Below are 16,429 nucleotides of genomic sequence, written 5' to 3' on the forward strand. Positions count from 1 at the left end.
GAAAAATATATGAGCAGTTGTTTGCTTGAGCTTAATAATCAGTTACCGCGATTGCTTAAGAAATAAATCATCTAATCATATTTTAAAAGGGAAGCGTGCTTCCCTTTTGAGCAAGTACATAACTTTGTGTACTGATTCAATCTTTGCTATGCAGCCTCTTAACAATACGAGATTTCTTTAACGCCTCAAACTGAAGCCAACGCGGCAATCGCCCAGAAGTTGGATGCGGCGGTGAAAGAGTTTGGCCGTGATGTTGTAAAATAATGCCTATCTGGTGGTGATTGCCCAGTTGCCGCACAGCTAGTGATATTAGCGATGCAGGGCATGATAGGCCAAGATGAGTCTGGTTCTAATCCTAATATCAGCAAGGATCTGACGGATGAGCAAAAGAAAGAGCTGGGTGGTTCGGGGTCTAAAACGGAAACACCACTACCACCAGAAAACGATCCGAACAAATCGGGAGAGAAAAAAGTCGATAAGCTGAATCAGAAGCAAGAAAGTGCCATGAGAAAGATCGACAACCTAATTAAAAACTCTCTGAAAAATCATGATATTACAGGTTTTCTTAAAGATATGGACAACAACCCTATTCCTAAACCCAATGGAAGTGGGGAAAACAGAAACCATATGAAAGAGATGCAAGATACCCTTAATAGTTTAAGGAATCATGCAAACACGCTAAAAAATGTTAATAATCCGGAAGCTCAGGCAGCTTACGGAAGAGCAACAGAAGCGATTAACAAAATAGAATCGACGATCAAAGAGTACGCCATATGACAACGTTTAGGGATCTATTAATAGCAGAAGGCGGTAATTATGAGCCTAACACTAGGTCATCTCTTGATGAGTGGTTTAGCAGTATCGTAGATGTGCCGCTTGATGAGTTGAATGTTGGGGTGTAGTGGCATAGTTAATTTGCCCACCTGAATAGAGGTGATATCATCGCCTCATAGTCAAAACAGGTGACATTATGACCGGACGTAATAAACGCAATTTTAGCCCCGAGTTTCGCCTCGAAGCTGCCCAGCTTGTACTCGACCAGCATTACACTGTTGCAGCCGCTGCTATGGCAATGAATGTCGGCAAATCCACGATGGATAAGTGGGTTCGGCAGTTGAAAGAAGAACGAGGAGGGAAATCACCCGTAGCGTCACCCATGACACCTGAGCAGATTGAAATACGCGAGCTGAAGAAAAGACTTCAACGCGTTGAAATGGAAAGAGATATATTAAAAAAGGCTACCGCGCTCTTGATGTCAGACTCCCTGAACAGTTCTCGTTAGTTCAGAAACTCAGGACGCGGTTTCCTGTTGCCGTTGTGTGCAACGTGTTTGGGGTTCATCGCAGCAGCTATAAATACTGGCGGCAGCCAAAAAAACCTGATGCCGCACGCGTGGCATTACTCAGTCTTGTTCGTGAAAGCTATCGCGAAAGTCATGGCTCCGCAGGTGCACGTAATATTGCCGCGATGGTCACTACCAAAGGCGTAAAACTGAGCCGCTGGCGGGCAACAAAGCTAATGAAAGAACTTAATCTCATCAGCTGTCAGCAGCCTGGTCATCGATATAAAAAGCCGTCTAAGGAACACGTAGAGATCCCCAATTATCTGGAACGCCAGTTTGCAGTAACAGAGCCTAATCAGGTCTGGTGCGGTGATGTGACTTATATCTGGGCGGGTAAACTCTGGGCTTATTTGGCCGTTGTGCTTGATTTGTTTTCCCGTAAACCGGTTGGCTGGGCGATGTCATTTTTCCCGGACTCTGCACTGACAGGTAAAGCGCTGTCCATGGCCTGGGAAGCGCGAGGAAAGCCCGCTAATTTACTGTATCACTCGGATCAAGGCAGCCACTATACCAGCAGGAATTTCAGACAGTTATTATGGCGATATCAGATAAAGCAAAGCCTGAGTCGCAGAGGGAATTGCTGGGATAACAGCCCGATGGAACGTTTTTTTAGAAGTCTGAAAACGGAGTGGGTACCGGATAATGGATACGCTAATTTTAGCGAAGTCAGAACAGCGATAACGAATGACATAACGGGATATTACAGCCAGCTCAGACCTCATCAATATAATGGTGGTTTGACGCCAAATGAATCAGAGCGATTGTTCTGGAAAAACTCTAAAGCCGTGGCCAGTTTTGCTTGACCACTACAGCTTAACACGCACGCAGAGCTTCGCAACGCCTTTAAACGTGAAACTTTTGGCGGTGACCTAACGAAATTCACGATGCAATTTGTTGCAAAAGATGATGAAAAAGTTCTATGCGCGATCAAGCCTCTAGCTTTTGTTCAGAATGAACCTGGTAAAATGATGGAGCACTGCGACTCTTGGGTTTCAAGGGTTACTCGAGCCGCAAACGAGAATCTCTTAAACTTAACAAGCGTTCTTTTTACAATTGACGGACAAAAAAATCCTACCGCTGTAGAGACTAGAGTAATGGATGAGATACGCCGAACTTTTGATAAAAATCATATTGCTCATCTTAATCACAATGATGAAAGCGAAATAATATCTTTTGCAAAATCAGCGATATAAAATAACTAACCCGGCCCAGCTGCCAACATAGTGTCATCCTATTTTCAGAATTTTGCTCGCCCTAATTGTTTGGAGTAATCATCCAATTTCAATATGCTTAGGCGGGAATATATAAGGCAATAACAAGGAAAAGTTATGGATACGGTTGAAGAGCTCAATAATACTTATTTTTATGCTGGTCGTTCGAATTTAACCGCCAGCGAACTCCTGTTTATGATTTTTTGTGAGAATACGGCAAACCAGCTTGGTGTGCAGGATTTTGGGGCGATTGTGTCCATTGTGGCTGGACTCAACGTATTACCTACACGTACAAAACCACGAGATGCCATTGAGGGGACTTCGTTAGCTTCCCGTGGCTCCCGTAAAGTATTTGGGAATGCTAAGTTTCCTTGGGGAATACGCCTACCCTCCATAATAGCTGGATATCCGCCATCAACATTGAAAATTAAAATGGTTGCAAAAATCAGCGCGTTTACTGGCCGTGCCATACCTGTTGTTGGATGGATAATTCTGGCTGCTGATGTTTCAGAGATCACTTGGTGTACACTGAAAGATTACAACCGTATTGCCAGAGGGAACGATAAAATATGGTAAGTGACACTCTTGAGCAGCGAATTTACGAACTGGTAAGAAGCCATGATGGGATTTACCTTTTTAAGAAAAAAGAGCTGACACCGGCAACCGATCTGGATTCAGATCTGCATCTAGAAGATGATGAAGCGCAGGCACTTATGGATGATTTTTTTTCGAGGTTTAGTGTTGAGCGCGGGAATTTTTCTATCACAACATACTATCCGCCAGAACCCCCGTTGAGTGACTTACTTAATCCGTTCAGTAAAAGCGATATTCCTCAGGTGCCGGATTTCACCATCGGTATGCTAATCGAATCTGCCAAAGCGGGCCGTTGGCTATACGATTGATAATAGGTCGGGCAGCTAATTCGCTAAGAGGTGGGGGTAATGCGTGTGCTTCTGAACCGCCAGAGCGCCAGCTAGTTCACTTGCTGGATTGTTCTCTGCCCTTCCGGTTACGATTGCATAACGGAAGGTTTGGCTACATGCCTGACGGATTTTACGCATTTTATCGAGGACGCCGCGCTTTTCTAACTTGCGTAGGGTTTCGAGAATTTCTAGAGGTTTGATTTCGGCAACTGGACGTTTGCCAACGTAAGGGAAGATGTCTTTTTCGAATGACTCCATTAAATCATCAGAATAACCTTTGGACCAATTGGGCCTTTTGTAGGCATGCCATTCTCTGGCTAGAGCTTCGAACGTGTTATCAATGCTGACTTTCTTGGCCTGTTTATTTGCTTTTTTTCTTCACCGGGATCACCACCAGCAGCCACAATTCGTTTGGCTTCTTCTCTATTTAGGTATAACTGAATTGACCTCGGTTGAGCTCTTAACAGAAAACTCAGTAAGTTCAGGGAATATAAAGGATAAAAAGCCAATTCAGTAGAGGTGTGTTGACTTGAAAATGGTACGCCCTACAGGGCTCGAACCTGTGACCTACGGCTTAGAAGAACGTCGTAGTATATATAACTCATTGTAAATATTGGCTTAATCTGCATTCACAAGTGATATTATGGCTAACAGTGACATACCAGTGACACTTCTTTGGCACTATAGATGCGTCACTAATATGTCACTCATCAATAGACATCCCTGCCAGCTCCCCGCGAAAATGAAGAACCGCAGTTCACACACTGATAGACTCGATCACATTGTGACATCTGCGTCATGAGGTTATCATGCTGAAAAAATATGGTGTGGGGTGTACTTATGAAATGGATTACTAGGGCTGCCGGATTTCTCGCTCTTTACTCCCTAGTAAGGGGAAGTGTCACTATGGATGATGGCTTTATCTTTTATTTGGATATTTTTATGGTGTCAATATGTGTTCTTAGCGAAGTCCAATGGGCAAGAGAGAATAAAAAATGAGACTTAACTCGCTTACTTCACTTCGTTTCTTTGCTGCTCTCGGGGTGTTTATACATCATTTTGAATTCTTCGCAGCTACAAAGAGCGAAATATTAAAAAAATTAAGCGTGATTTTTTTTGAGGGGTTCGTTGGCGTTACATTCTTTTATGTTCTTTCTGGATTTATAATATCATATAGCTATGAGCAGCATAGAAAGAAAGGAACATATCGGATAAGAGATTTTTTCTATAATAGATTTTCAAGACTGTATCCTGTACATATCGCCACATTGATACTTGCGATATTTGCTTATATACCGATATCTTATTTTAACACCATTGACATAACTAAATTAATAGCAAATGCACTTTTAATTCAAAGTGCCATAGCAAACTCTGATTTCTTCTTTAGCTTTAATGGGGTTTCCTGGAGCGTTTCGACTGAAATGTTCTTTTATATTTCATTTGTTTTTCTTGTCACTTTAAATACCAAGCAACTGCTTGTTATTGGTGGGTGCGTTCTATCAATGATAATTTTCCATATTGTTGGTGTGAATCACTCTCCGCAGTACTCTGGTTGGCTTTTTTATATAAACCCTGCGTTTCGAGTGATAGATTTCATTGTTGGGATGTTACTTTGTCGACTGTTTATGTCTGGAGGCTTGTCGCTTAATGGAAAAAATACTACAACATATGAAATAGCATCTATATTATTAATGGTAGTATTTATAGTTGTAGGTATGAAATATGTACCTATGATTTGGCGATATGACATTTACTACATAATTCCAATGGCTATGATTGTTTATGTTTTTGCATTTGGTAATGGGGCGATTTCAAAGTTAATGAACAACAGAGTAATAATATTACTTGGTGAAGCTTCTTTTAGCCTTTACATGATTCACCAAATATGGATCAACGTTGCATTCAGGTTATTCCCTGTTAATATAGACTCTGCCTATCATGTGTTGTCATTCATGTTGCCAGTAGTTATTGCCGGATGTTTGATTTCATGCGTTATGTTCATTTTTTACGAAAGACCAATAAATAATTTCCTCCGAAGTATTAGAAAATAGAGATAGGGGCACTCGCCCCTATTTATTATTGTGCATAATAGCTAACGTTTACATGAACCCCTGCCGAACTTGTTGTTGAACCAACCAGGAATATATTCCCTGAGGGGGATACCCCAACACATGTTAGCGATCCGTTATCATTTGCCACTGCAAATCTCTTTTCTACTCCTAGTCTAAATATCACTGGTAATCCAGTTAGTATTTGAGTTCCTGAAGTGGTGGTTCCACCAGTGAGAAATGCGGAAATGTTTACCATGCCGTCTGCAGATATTGTTGCTGAGGGGACGGACGTTGCCCCCCATGAGTTAGCGAGAGTTAGCCCTATAGCCTGCCCTGTCCACTGACTCCATGTATTTGTTGACATATTCCATGTGCGTTGCATGGATTTAGAGGACGCTAAGGCGGGCAAGGCAATTGGCGTAGCTCTGAACGATATGTCATGCAAGGTATTACGTGAACAGATAGGCCGACACTCAAGATATGTGTTTGTCCACACCTCGGCATGGCACCGTGCAGATGGAACAAAAACCGATGATGTCAGGAAAATGCGTGTTGATGATAATACAGCATGGAGAACTGGATTAAAGCGCTCAGGAATCACTGATTTTCGTTTTCACGATTTGCGGCACACTTGGGCGAACTGGTTAGTTCAAGCCGGGGTTCCACTATCAGCGCTTCAGGAAATGGGAGGATGGGAAAGCATTGAAATGGTGCGACGGTATGCTCATTTGTCACCAAACCATCTAACTGAACATGCGCGTAAAATTGACGAGGTAATGGGGATTAATGTCACTAATCTGGCACTTTTAAAAAAGGTTGCTGATAATTAGGGGGTAAACAGAGGGTAACTCATTGATTTTAATGGTACGCCCTACAGGGCTCGAACCTGTGACCTACGGCTTAGAAGGCCGTTGCTCTATCCAACTGAGCTAAGGGCGCATTTGATATTTACCGCAGCATAGAACGCTGCCGGTAGTCAGTTGCGGGTTGGATTATACGGGCAGTCGCTTTTGAGTCAATGGGTTTTCACCTTATGGTTTATCAACTGGCTATTTAATCGTTAATTAATCGTTATTATACGCCTGACAGCACGCCCCGCTTCTGACAAAATAGGCAGATTCCCGCTTTTTTAATTGATGGACCCTTCCACTGATGTCAGCGAAAATTATAGATGGTAAAACGATTGCGCAGCAGGTACGAAACGAAGTAGCTGCGTTAGTACAGAAACGTTTAGCCGCGGGTAAACGAGCTCCCGGCCTTGCTGTTGTGTTGGTAGGTGAAAATCCAGCTTCACAAATTTATGTCGCCAGTAAACGTAAGGCATGCGAAGAGGTGGGTTTTGTTTCCCGTTCTTATGACCTGCCGATGACCACCACGGAAGCCGAGCTGTTAACCTTAATTGATTCACTGAATAACGATAGTGAAATCGATGGGATTCTGGTGCAACTGCCACTGCCCGCCGGGATTGATAATGTCAAAGTCCTGGAACACATTCATCCAGATAAAGACGTCGATGGTTTCCATCCTTACAACGTGGGTCGCTTGTGTCAGCGCGCGCCTAAACTGCGTCCTTGCACCCCACGCGGTATAGTGACACTACTGGAGCGCTATGACATCCCGACTTACGGTCTGAACGCTGTCGTCGTTGGGGCATCCAATATTGTAGGGCGTCCGATGAGCCTTGAGTTATTGCTGGCTGGCTGTACTACTACCGTCACTCATCGTTTCACTAAAAATCTGCGCCAGCATATTGAAAATGCAGATTTATTGGTGGTTGCCGTCGGTAAACCCGGTTTTATTCCCGGTGAGTGGATTAAACCCGGTGCAATCGTGATTGATGTCGGCATTAACCGCCTTGAAAGTGGTAAAGTAGTCGGCGATGTAGAATTTGATGTCGCTGTTGAGCGTGCGGGTTGGATTACACCGGTTCCCGGTGGCGTCGGGCCTATGACCGTTGCAACACTGATACAAAATACCTTGCAAGCCTGCGAGGAATATCACGACATCAACGAAAATAAAGTGAAAGGACAGTAATGGACATTTTTCATTTGGAAAAACACCCGCACGTCGAACTGTGTGACTTATTAAAGTTGCAAGGTTGGAACGACAGCGGTGCATCAGCAAAAGCCGCCATTGCTGATGGGCAGGTAAAAGTCGACGGGAATGTAGAAACGCGTAAGCGCTGCAAGATCCTGGTAGACCAAATTGTTGAGTTTCAAGGTATGAAAGTACAGGTTAAAGCCTAATAACCTCAGCAACGGCGAGGTTTAGCTGGTATTGCAAAAAACTGCCGTTGTAGTAGTAAAAGTACCCAATATGGGCAAAAAAATGCGGTTGCTGGCGAACACCAGAACCGCAATTTTTTTAATTTTCTATCTGTCAGACTTCAAGCTGCATGTGACTTCCTGCCACTCGAATTATTTAGGTTAACAGCGCCTAAACTCCGTGTTATTTACGACGCCAAGTCGTCCCTTGTGGGCCATCTTCCAGCACAATACCCAATTCATTCAATTGATCACGAGCAGAATCTGCCAGCGCCCAATCTTTGCTACTGCGGGCATCGTTACGCTGCTTGATAAGAGCTTCGATTCTTGCCACTTCATCGTCGTCCGTGTGCGCACCACTTTGTAAAAATAGTTCTGGATCCTGTTCCAATAATCCCAGTACATGCGCCAGTTTACGCAACTCGGCCGCTAATGCATTTGCTGCGATTATATCTTCAGTTTTGAGGCGATTCACTTCGCGCGCGATATCAAACAGCACCGAGTAGGCCTCTGGAGTATTGAAGTCATCATCCATTGCCGCACGGAAACGTGCTTCAAACTCAGCACCACCCGCAGGCGTTGCATTCTCATCAGTACCGCGCAGCGCAGTATATAAACGCTCTAATGATGCACGCGCTTGCTTGAGGTTTTCTTCGCTATAATTAAGTTGGCTACGATAATGGCCAGACATCAGAAAATAGCGCACAGTTTCCGCATCGTAATACGCCAGCACATCACGGATAGTGAAGAAATTGTTCAGTGATTTCGACATTTTTTCTTTGTCGATCATTACCATACCGGAATGCATCCAGTAATTAACATATGGGCCATCATGCGCACAGGTAGATTGTGCAATCTCATTTTCATGGTGCGGGAACATTAAATCAGAACCACCACCGTGAATATCGAAATGCGCACCAAGCTGCTTACCGTTCATTGCAGAACATTCAATATGCCAACCAGGACGGCCCGGCCCCCAAGGTGATTCCCAGCTAGGTTCACCCGGTTTAGACATTTTCCACAGCACGAAATCCATCGGGTTACGTTTTACATCAGCCACTTCAACACGTGCACCCGCCTGCAACTGATCCAAATCCTGGCGCGACAACACACCGTAATCTGGATCACTTTCAACAGAAAACATAACATCCCCATTGGCAGCCACATAAGCATGGTTGCGGGCGATCAAGCGCTCGGTCAGCTCAATAATTTCAGGGATATGATGGGTAGCACGAGGTTCTAAATCCGGGCGTTGAAGGTTCAATGCATCAAAATCTTTATGCATTTCAGCCAACATGCGTGTGGTCAATTGTTCACAAGTTTCATTGTTTTCAATGGCGCGTTTGATAATTTTGTCGTCAACGTCTGTCACGTTGCGGACATATGTCAGAGAGTAACCTAAATAACGCAAATAACGTGCAACGACGTCGAAAGCGACAAAAGTACGCCCATGCCCAATGTGACACAGGTCATAAATGGTGATCCCGCATACGTACATGCCAATTTTACCGGCATGAATAGGCTTGAATTCCTCTTTTTGGCGACTCAGTGTATTAAAAATCTTTAGCATCGGGACATTCCGTAGTTTTTGTTTTTGCGAAACGCATGGTTTAAAAAGATATCATCAGATTATGCGGCAAATCAGCTCATGGTACAGCACTTTTTCGCCTATCCTGGCGGCGTTTCGAGTGCTGACTCAATCCCGCTTATATGATATAAGAGCCGTCTAAAGAGTCACGACTCATTTGTGAATACACTTATTACACTAGCAGGAACATTATTATGGTCACTATTCATACTAATCACGGCGATATCGTCATCAACACCTTCGCGGATAAAGCGCCGGTTACCGTTGAAAACTTCCTGAACTACTGCCGTAAAGGTTTCTATGATAACACTATCTTCCACCGTGTTATCGATGGTTTCATGATTCAGGGCGGTGGTTTTGAGCCAGGCATGAACCAGAAAACGACTGATGCTCCGATCAAGAACGAAGCCAACAACGGTTTGAAAAATACCCGTGGCACTCTGGCGATGGCGCGTACTAACGATCCACACTCTGCCACTGCTCAGTTCTTTATTAACGTTGCAGACAATGACTTCCTGAACTTCCGTTCAGAACGCCCGGATGGTTGGGGTTACTGCGTATTTGCTGAAGTGACTGAAGGTCTGGACGTAGTTGATAAAATCAAAAACGTTGCTACCGGTCGCAGCGGTATGCATCAAGATGTGCCAAAAGAAGATGTGATCATTCAAAGCGTTACTGTTAGCGAGTAATAACTGCTTAATGAGCACGCTTTTTATTGCAGATTTGCATCTTAGCGTTCAGGAACCGGCAATCACTGCCGGTTTCCTGCATTTTATCCAGCGTGAAGCAATTCATGCTGACGCGTTATATATCCTAGGTGATTTATTCGAATCCTGGATTGGCGATGATGATCCCGAACCGCTGTATCGACAAATTGCCGCAGCATTAAAATCACTCCAACAATACGGCGTGCCTTGCTACTTTATCCACGGCAATCGTGATTTTCTACTCGGTAAACGCTTTGCTTTTGAAAGCGGTATGACTCTGCTACCGGAAGAAAAAGTTGTTGATTTATATGGCCATAAAATCGTTATTTTACATGGCGATACTCTGTGTACTGATGATGCTGACTATCAACATTTTCGACGTCGAGTACACAACCCAGTGATCCAAAAATTATTCTTATGGCTGCCACTGCGCTTTCGATTGCGCATTGCTGCTTATATGCGCAATCAAAGCCAACAAAATAATAGCGGTAAATCGCAACTGATTATGGATGTAAATCCACACGCGGTAGTTGAGACTTTCGAGCGGAATAATGTCAGTTGGATGATTCATGGGCATACCCATCGCCCTGCTGTTCATACTGCTGAATTAGCATCGACAACCGCACACCGGGTGGTTTTGGGCGCCTGGCATGTTGAAGGCTCAATGGTTAAAGTCACGGCTGATAAGGTTGAATTGATTAAATTCCCGTTTTAGCCTTCACGTTTTACCCCATGACCCACGATAAAAAACTGATAAAACCCGCTAAAAGCAGCTACGCAACCGTTTTCCTTGCCTGTAGCTCATGATATGCTCTACGCCCTCTTCGCCAGTCACGATTTATAGAAATCGCTCTGGCCGACGCTTGCGCAATCACAGGAGCTTTACACTCATGGGAGCTAACCTCGATTCGGCTTATCCAGCCGGGGTTAAAATCGCTATCGTAATGGGGTCCAAGAGTGACTGGGCCACCATGCATTTCGCCGCCGACGTGCTCACCACGCTCAATGTCCCGTTTCATGTTGAAGTTGTTTCCGCGCACCGAACCCCTGACAAGCTATTCAGTTTTGCTGAACAAGCCGAAGCCAATGGTTTACATGTCATTATTGCAGGCGCGGGTGGTGCCGCTCACTTACCGGGTATGCTGGCAGCTAAAACACTGGTGCCCGTCCTAGGTGTACCGGTGCAAAGCGCAGCATTAAGTGGTGTCGATAGCCTGTATTCCATCGTGCAGATGCCGCGCGGTATTCCTGTGGGAACACTGGCGATTGGTAAAGCGGGGGCGGCGAATGCAGCCTTGCTGGCGGCACAAATACTGGCACTGCATGATACTGAATTGGCTGCTCGTTTAGCTGATTGGCGTACAAGCCAAACCGACGAAGTGTTAGATAATCCAGATCCGCGGGTGGAAGCATGAAACCTGTTTGTGTATTAGGAAATGGTCAGTTAGGGCGCATGCTACGTCAGGCCGGTGAGCCGCTAGGTATTGCTGTTTATCCGGTGGGTTTAGATGCCGAGCCAGAAGCCGTGCCCTATCAGAATAGTGTGATTACCGCCGAAATTGAGCGCTGGCCGGAAACGGCTTTAACCCGCGAACTCGCCACCCACACAGCTTTCGTTAACCGCAATATTTTTCCTCAGTTGGCTGATCGTCTGACGCAAAAGCAATTGCTCGATAGCCTGAATCTGGCGACCGCTCCCTGGCAATTATTGGCAAGCGCCAGCGAATGGCCGCACATTTTTGCCACGCTGGGTGAATTAGCCATCATAAAACGCCGGGTTGGCGGTTATGACGGTCGAGGTCAGTGGCGTTTACGCACCGGTGAACAAGAGAATTTACCCGCCGATGCTTACGGCGAATGTATTGTCGAGCAGGGTATAAACTTTTCTGGCGAGGTTTCACTGGTCGGCGCGCGCAGCCATCAAGGTCAATCGGTCTTTTATCCACTCACCCATAATCTGCATGAAGATGGCATCCTGCGCATGAGTGTGGCGTTGCCACAACCCAATAGCAAACTACAGCAGCAAGCAGAAAAAATACTGTCTGCCATTATGGATAAGCTGAATTATATTGGTGTGATGGCGATGGAATGCTTTATCGTCGGCGACAGTTTGCTAATCAATGAGCTGGCACCCCGGGTGCATAATAGTGGGCATTGGACACAAAATGGCGCGTCTATCAGCCAGTTCGAGCTGCATCTGCGCGCTATTTTGGATTTACCGCTGCCAACGCCGGTGGTCAATACTCCGTCTGCAATGGTCAATCTGATTGGTACACCAGTGAATACCGAGTGGCTGTCACTGCCCTTGGTGCATCTGCATTGGTATGAAAAAGAAGTGCGCGAAGGCCGCAAAGTGGGTCATTTGAATTTAAATGATCCAGATGGTGCGGCATTGAGCACCGCCTTGGCGGCACTGGCCCCGCTGTTACCGGGGGAATACCAAAACGCCCTACGCTGGGCGCAAGCTAAACTGTAACTAATTTCGATCAATACCCAAAGTAATTGGCATTGCAGCTAGGCGGCAAACGAGCAAATCCCGATGAGCTGACACAAGTCAGTGATTCGGGTGAACGAGAGCCGCCAACAACGCTGCAACGTCAAGGAAGAAGGATATTCTAATAACTGCGGAACAGCGCCCGTCCCCGCAATAATCTAGCCCCTAACCAACCACCACACAGTGACAGCAACAAGGCCGATACCAGTGGTAATAACCACCACATGACCCAGTTTGGCTGCCACGGGAAATCAAACACTAGCCGTTGTAATGCCCAAAGTGCGGCTTCGGCACCCATGGCTGCCGCCAGCCCCGCCACCAGCCCCAATAACGCAAACTCCCACCACAATGTGCCTCGCAGTAACCGTTTACTTGCGCCAAGTGTCCGGTAAACCACCAGTTCCTGACGGCGCTGGCGCATACCGACTTGTACCTGCGCTAATAGCAGTAAGGTGCCACAGATAATCACCAATACCACCATCACTTCCAACGCCCGGCTCACCTGTTGCAGCACTTGCCCAACCTGTTTCAACATCGCCCCGATATCCAGCAAGCTGAGAGTCGGGAACTGGCGATTCAATTGCGTCAAAATCTCCCCGTCACCGTGATAACGGAAGCTGGTCAGCCAGGTTTGTGGTTGCCCATCCAGAGCGCCCGGCGGGAAAATAAAGTAAAAATTAGGCCGCAGACTTTCCCAGTCCACTTGACGAACACTGCTTACCGTGGCACCAAATGACTGCGTATCGCCACTGAATATCAGTTTATCGCCGATTTTAATGCCCAACCTGTCAGCAATCCCCTGCTCTATCGATACCTCATCCGCCTTAGGTGGCCATTGGCCTGCGGTCAAAATATTATGCGCTGGCAAATCCTGCTGCCAGGTCAAATTCAGCTCCCGATTAACCGCCTCACCGCCGGGTGCATCTTCTGCGACTCGCTCAGTCGCCAGTTGCTGATTAATCTCACTCAAACGCACTCGGACAATTGGATAGAAAGTCGATGGCGTTATCTGATGCTGCGTGAGAAACTCCGTAACTTGCGGCACCTGTTGCGGCGTCATATTCAGCAAAAAGTAATTCGGGCTATCTGGTGGCAACTGTTGTTGCCAGCGATCCAAAAGATCCCCGCGCAGCACCAATAACAGCGCCAACAGCATAAATGAAAGAGAGAATGCGGCCAGTTGGGTCAAAGTCATCCAAGGTTGGCGCAGTAAGCGGTTAATAGCCAGCCGCAATGACAGGCGAGTGACCGTCAGACGGCGTAATAGTAATAAACCGCCCCATCCGACCACACCTAACAGTAACGCCAATACCACCATTCCCCCGAGGATCGCCCATAGCAGCGCATTCCCCCCCATCAGTAAGGCTAATAGCCCGACCACAATGACGATCATCGCCGGAATAAAGTAGCGCAGCGGCCAGACATTGGCGGAGACATCTCGGCGCAGTACCCGCAGCGGTTGAGTCGCCAGCAGTTGCCGATATGGGCGAATACCCACCAACAGAGAAATCAATATCAGTGATCCCATTGACCATACCCATGGCCATACGCCAGCTGCCGGTAATGCAGCGGGTAATACCGGGGATAACAAACGAACTAATATTTTCTCGAACAATAAACCAATTATACTGCCGCATAGCCCTGCCAAGACTAAAACCGAGAGCCATTGGCCGATAATCAACCGCCGCAACGCACTGCGCCCGGCACCTAGTGTCTTAAGCACGGCCACCAGATCATAGCGACTGCGGCAATAATGCCCCATCGCCACGGCAACCGCAGCAATAGAGAGCAATAACGTCAATAACGCCGATAACAGCAAGAACTGCTGCGCGCGCTGTAGGGATTTCCCCAGTGCTCCGCCCGACTCTTGCAAGCCATACCAGCGCTGATCCGGTTTCAATTGCGGCGTCAGCCAGTCACTAAATTGAGTGATAGCCTCCGTTGGGCCTGCAAACATATAGTGATAGCTCAAACGGCTACCCGGTTGTATTGCACCGGTTTTTTCCACGTCAGACAGATTGATTAAAATTCGCGGCGCGGTCTGGAAGGGATTAAAACCAGAATCAGGTTCCTGCAGCACTTCGCCAATGATTTTGAGTGAAGTATCACCAACTTCCAATGTATCGCCGACTTTAACGCCGAGCAGCGCCAACAACCGCGGGGCCACCAGCGCGTTTCCCGGCTCAAGTTTGACATCTGGCGGTAAGGTTTCAAGCTTGCCATACAGCGGATAAGCTAAATCAGTGGCTTTGACATCCGCCAGTTGTGGACGATCACCAGCAAAAGTCATGGTCATAAATGAAAGCTGGCGACTGACTGACAATCCCTGCTGCTTCGCCTCTAATAACCACTTTTCCGGGGCTGGATGAGATGTTTTCAGCACCCGATCGCCCGCCAGAAAATCACGGCTTTGCTGACTAAGCCCTTTTTCCATCCGGTCACTAATAGCCCCCAGCGCCAGTACACAAGCGACAGCCAGAGTTAATGCCAACCAGACAATTAGCAGTGAGGGCGAGCGCCATTCACGCCAAAACCAGCGCCAAATCATGCTTCCTCCCACAATTTACCGTCTTGTAGCCGCAGCCGACGCTGGCAACGGCCAGCCAGTTGCACATCATGGGTTACCAGTATCAGCGTGGTGTCATAATCGCGATTAAGAGAAAAAAGTAAGTCGGCGATACGGTCACCGGTATGGCGGTCAAGATTACCGGTTGGCTCATCGGCAAATAACACTTTTGGTCGACCACTAAAAGCCCGAGCCAGCGCCACCCGCTGCTGCTCGCCGCCGGAGAGTTGGGCCGGAAGGTGGTGAAGGCGCTTTTCAAGGCCCACCAGCTTTAATAGCTCAATGGCATGCACTTTACTCTCGCGTTCACTTTCACCACGTAACAGCGCCGGAAGCTGCACGTTTTCTAATGTATTAAGTGTCGGTACCAACATAAATGATTGGAAAACAAAACCGACATTTTTTGCCCGCAGTTGCGCGCGCCCTTCTTCATCCATTGCGGTCAAAGAGTGACCGAGTAAACTTACCTCGCCGCTGCTGCCATCATCGAGGCCCGCCAGGATTCCCAACAGAGTTGATTTACCTGAACCTGACTCACCAATCAGCGCAATTGTCTGAGCGGGTTTGACAACCAGCTCAACTCCGGTAAGGATGGAGAGCTGTTGCTCACCCTGACCGACGTGTTTATTAAGATGATGAACTTCAAGAACGTTTTCCGCTGGCATCTTCCCTTCCTATTACTGTTGGGATTATTCAGTTTGCGTGCCGCCGCAACCGATACACTTTTGATTCTCGGCGACAGTTTAAGCGCCGGTTACCGCCTGCCCATTGCCGAAGCATGGCCTTCACGGCTGGATAAAGCATGGCAGGCCACCCCATCATTACCAAAGGTGGTTAACGCCAGTATCAGTGGCGATACCGCGGCCCAGGGCTTAGCCCGTCTGCCTGCCTTGCTGAAACAACATCAGCCCCGCTGGGTGCTGATTGAATTAGGGGCCAATGACGGCCTACGCGGTTTCCCACCTCAGGATATTCAACGGGATCTCACGCAAGTTATCAATCTGATAAAAGAAGCAAAAGCACAACCTTTGTTGATGCAAATCCGCATTCCACCTAACTACGGCCGCCGTTATACTGATGCCTTCAGTGCGATGTATCCACAGTTGGCACAGCAATTTGGCATTCCTTTGGTACCTTTCTTTATGGAACAGGTTGCTGTGAAGCCAGAGTGGATGCAGGATGATGGTTTACATCCTAACGCACAGGCGCAACCTTTCATTGCAGATTGGATGGCGCAACAACTCAAGCCTTTAATCACTAATAAGCCTTAGTTAACCACT

Annotated in this window: 15 protein-coding genes, 1 tRNA gene and 3 pseudogenes; 14 read left to right on the top strand and 5 right to left on the bottom strand. The window is 46.8% G+C overall.

Annotation, left to right across the window (positions count from 1 at the left end; all coding sequences use genetic code 11):
• Window positions 1–342 precede the first annotated feature (342 nt).
• The 5 genes and pseudogenes from ACF3VQ_RS14930 to ACF3VQ_RS14950 all read left to right on the top strand — a co-directional run.
• Window positions 343–777: pseudogene (locus ACF3VQ_RS14930) on the top strand (hemagglutinin); the annotation flags it as partial.
• 193 nt (window positions 778–970) lie between these two features.
• Window positions 971–2,145 (top strand): IS3 family transposase gene (locus ACF3VQ_RS14935; protein WP_392431933.1). Its coding sequence is split into 2 segments (ribosomal slippage): window positions 971–1,238 and window positions 1,238–2,145, totalling 1,176 coding nucleotides; the frame shifts between segments, so codons are not numbered across the junction.
• Window positions 2,146–2,226: 81 nt separating this feature from the next.
• Window positions 2,227–2,535, top strand: coding sequence for a hypothetical protein (locus tag ACF3VQ_RS14940; RefSeq protein WP_392431934.1), 309 nt, complete (start codon window positions 2,227–2,229; stop codon window positions 2,533–2,535).
• Window positions 2,536–2,670: 135 nt separating this feature from the next.
• A complete protein-coding gene (locus ACF3VQ_RS14945; RefSeq protein ID WP_392431935.1) occupies window positions 2,671–3,129 on the top strand; it encodes an STM2901 family protein in 459 nt (152 codons plus the stop codon).
• The gene (locus ACF3VQ_RS14950) at window positions 3,123–3,455 is read left to right on the top strand and encodes a DUF1493 family protein (RefSeq protein ID WP_392431936.1); all 333 of its coding nucleotides are present in this window, start codon (window positions 3,123–3,125) and stop codon (window positions 3,453–3,455) included. Before ACF3VQ_RS14945 ends, ACF3VQ_RS14950 begins: the two co-directional genes overlap by 7 nt.
• Before the next feature lie 18 nt (window positions 3,456–3,473).
• On the opposite strand, the pseudogene ACF3VQ_RS14955 reads toward ACF3VQ_RS14950, so the two are convergent.
• Window positions 3,474–3,901, bottom strand: a pseudogene (locus ACF3VQ_RS14955) (tyrosine-type recombinase/integrase); the annotation flags it as partial.
• 570 nt (window positions 3,902–4,471) lie between these two features.
• Here ACF3VQ_RS14955 and ACF3VQ_RS14960 point away from each other — a divergent pair.
• Both ACF3VQ_RS14960 and ACF3VQ_RS14965 read left to right on the top strand, forming a co-directional pair.
• Window positions 4,472–5,530 carry an acyltransferase family protein gene (locus ACF3VQ_RS14960; RefSeq protein ID WP_392431937.1) on the top strand — a complete coding sequence of 353 codons (1,059 nt, stop codon included), beginning with the start codon at window positions 4,472–4,474 and terminating at the stop codon, window positions 5,528–5,530.
• Between the two features lie 389 nt (window positions 5,531–5,919).
• Window positions 5,920–6,360: pseudogene (locus ACF3VQ_RS14965) on the top strand (site-specific integrase); the annotation flags it as partial.
• 32 nt (window positions 6,361–6,392) lie between these two features.
• Here the strand turns inward: ACF3VQ_RS14965 and ACF3VQ_RS14970 are convergent.
• Window positions 6,393–6,469, bottom strand: a tRNA-Arg gene (locus ACF3VQ_RS14970).
• A gap of 213 nt (window positions 6,470–6,682) precedes the next feature.
• Between ACF3VQ_RS14970 and folD the strand changes: the two genes are divergently transcribed.
• Window positions 6,683–7,564, top strand: a complete 882-nt coding sequence (folD, locus tag ACF3VQ_RS14975; protein ID WP_392431938.1) for a bifunctional methylenetetrahydrofolate dehydrogenase/methenyltetrahydrofolate cyclohydrolase FolD — start codon at window positions 6,683–6,685, stop codon at window positions 7,562–7,564.
• On the top strand, window positions 7,564–7,776 hold the full coding sequence (ybcJ, locus tag ACF3VQ_RS14980; RefSeq protein WP_392431939.1) for a ribosome-associated protein YbcJ: 213 nt from the start codon (window positions 7,564–7,566) through the stop codon (window positions 7,774–7,776). Before folD ends, ybcJ begins: the two co-directional genes overlap by 1 nt.
• Window positions 7,777–7,978: 202 nt before the next feature.
• Here ybcJ and cysS read toward each other — a convergent pair whose 3' ends face one another.
• On the bottom strand, window positions 7,979–9,364 hold the full coding sequence (cysS, locus tag ACF3VQ_RS14985) for a cysteine--tRNA ligase (protein ID WP_392431940.1): 1,386 nt from the start codon (window positions 9,362–9,364) through the stop codon (window positions 7,979–7,981).
• 212 nt (window positions 9,365–9,576) lie between these two features.
• Here cysS and ppiB point away from each other — a divergent pair, with 212 nt between their 5' ends.
• The 4 genes from ppiB (at window position 9,577) to purK (ending at window position 12,565) form a co-directional block, all read left to right on the top strand.
• Window positions 9,577–10,071, top strand: a complete 495-nt coding sequence (ppiB, locus tag ACF3VQ_RS14990; RefSeq protein WP_392431941.1) for a peptidylprolyl isomerase B — start codon at window positions 9,577–9,579, stop codon at window positions 10,069–10,071.
• 10 nt (window positions 10,072–10,081) lie between these two features.
• Window positions 10,082–10,804, top strand: a complete 723-nt coding sequence (locus ACF3VQ_RS14995; protein ID WP_392431942.1) for a UDP-2,3-diacylglucosamine diphosphatase — start codon at window positions 10,082–10,084, stop codon at window positions 10,802–10,804.
• A 175-nt stretch (window positions 10,805–10,979) separates the two neighbouring features.
• Window positions 10,980–11,504, top strand: coding sequence for a 5-(carboxyamino)imidazole ribonucleotide mutase (gene purE / locus ACF3VQ_RS15000; RefSeq protein WP_392431943.1), 525 nt, complete (start codon window positions 10,980–10,982; stop codon window positions 11,502–11,504).
• The gene (gene purK, locus ACF3VQ_RS15005) at window positions 11,501–12,565 is read left to right on the top strand and encodes a 5-(carboxyamino)imidazole ribonucleotide synthase (RefSeq protein ID WP_392431944.1); all 1,065 of its coding nucleotides are present in this window, start codon (window positions 11,501–11,503) and stop codon (window positions 12,563–12,565) included. The genes purE and purK overlap by 4 nt, the downstream gene beginning before the upstream one ends.
• 139 nt (window positions 12,566–12,704) lie before the next feature.
• On the opposite strand, the gene ybbP is transcribed toward purK, so the two are convergent.
• The gene (ybbP, locus tag ACF3VQ_RS15010; RefSeq protein ID WP_392431945.1) at window positions 12,705–15,131 is read right to left on the bottom strand and encodes a putative ABC transporter permease subunit YbbP; all 2,427 of its coding nucleotides are present in this window, start codon (window positions 15,129–15,131) and stop codon (window positions 12,705–12,707) included.
• A complete protein-coding gene (gene ybbA, locus ACF3VQ_RS15015; protein ID WP_019081253.1) occupies window positions 15,128–15,814 on the bottom strand; it encodes a putative ABC transporter ATP-binding protein YbbA in 687 nt (228 codons plus the stop codon). The genes ybbP and ybbA overlap by 4 nt, the downstream gene beginning before the upstream one ends.
• Here ybbA and tesA point away from each other — a divergent pair.
• Window positions 15,785–16,420 (top strand): multifunctional acyl-CoA thioesterase I/protease I/lysophospholipase L1, encoded by a 636-nt coding sequence (tesA, locus tag ACF3VQ_RS15020; RefSeq protein WP_392435606.1) that lies wholly within the window; start codon window positions 15,785–15,787, stop codon window positions 16,418–16,420. The two genes, ybbA and tesA, sit on opposite strands and share 30 nt — an antisense overlap.
• Window positions 16,421–16,429 lie beyond the last annotated feature (9 nt).

Origin of the sequence: Yersinia fenwicki (assembly GCF_043099325.1) — a bacterium.
GTDB lineage: Bacteria > Pseudomonadota > Gammaproteobacteria > Enterobacterales > Enterobacteriaceae > Yersinia.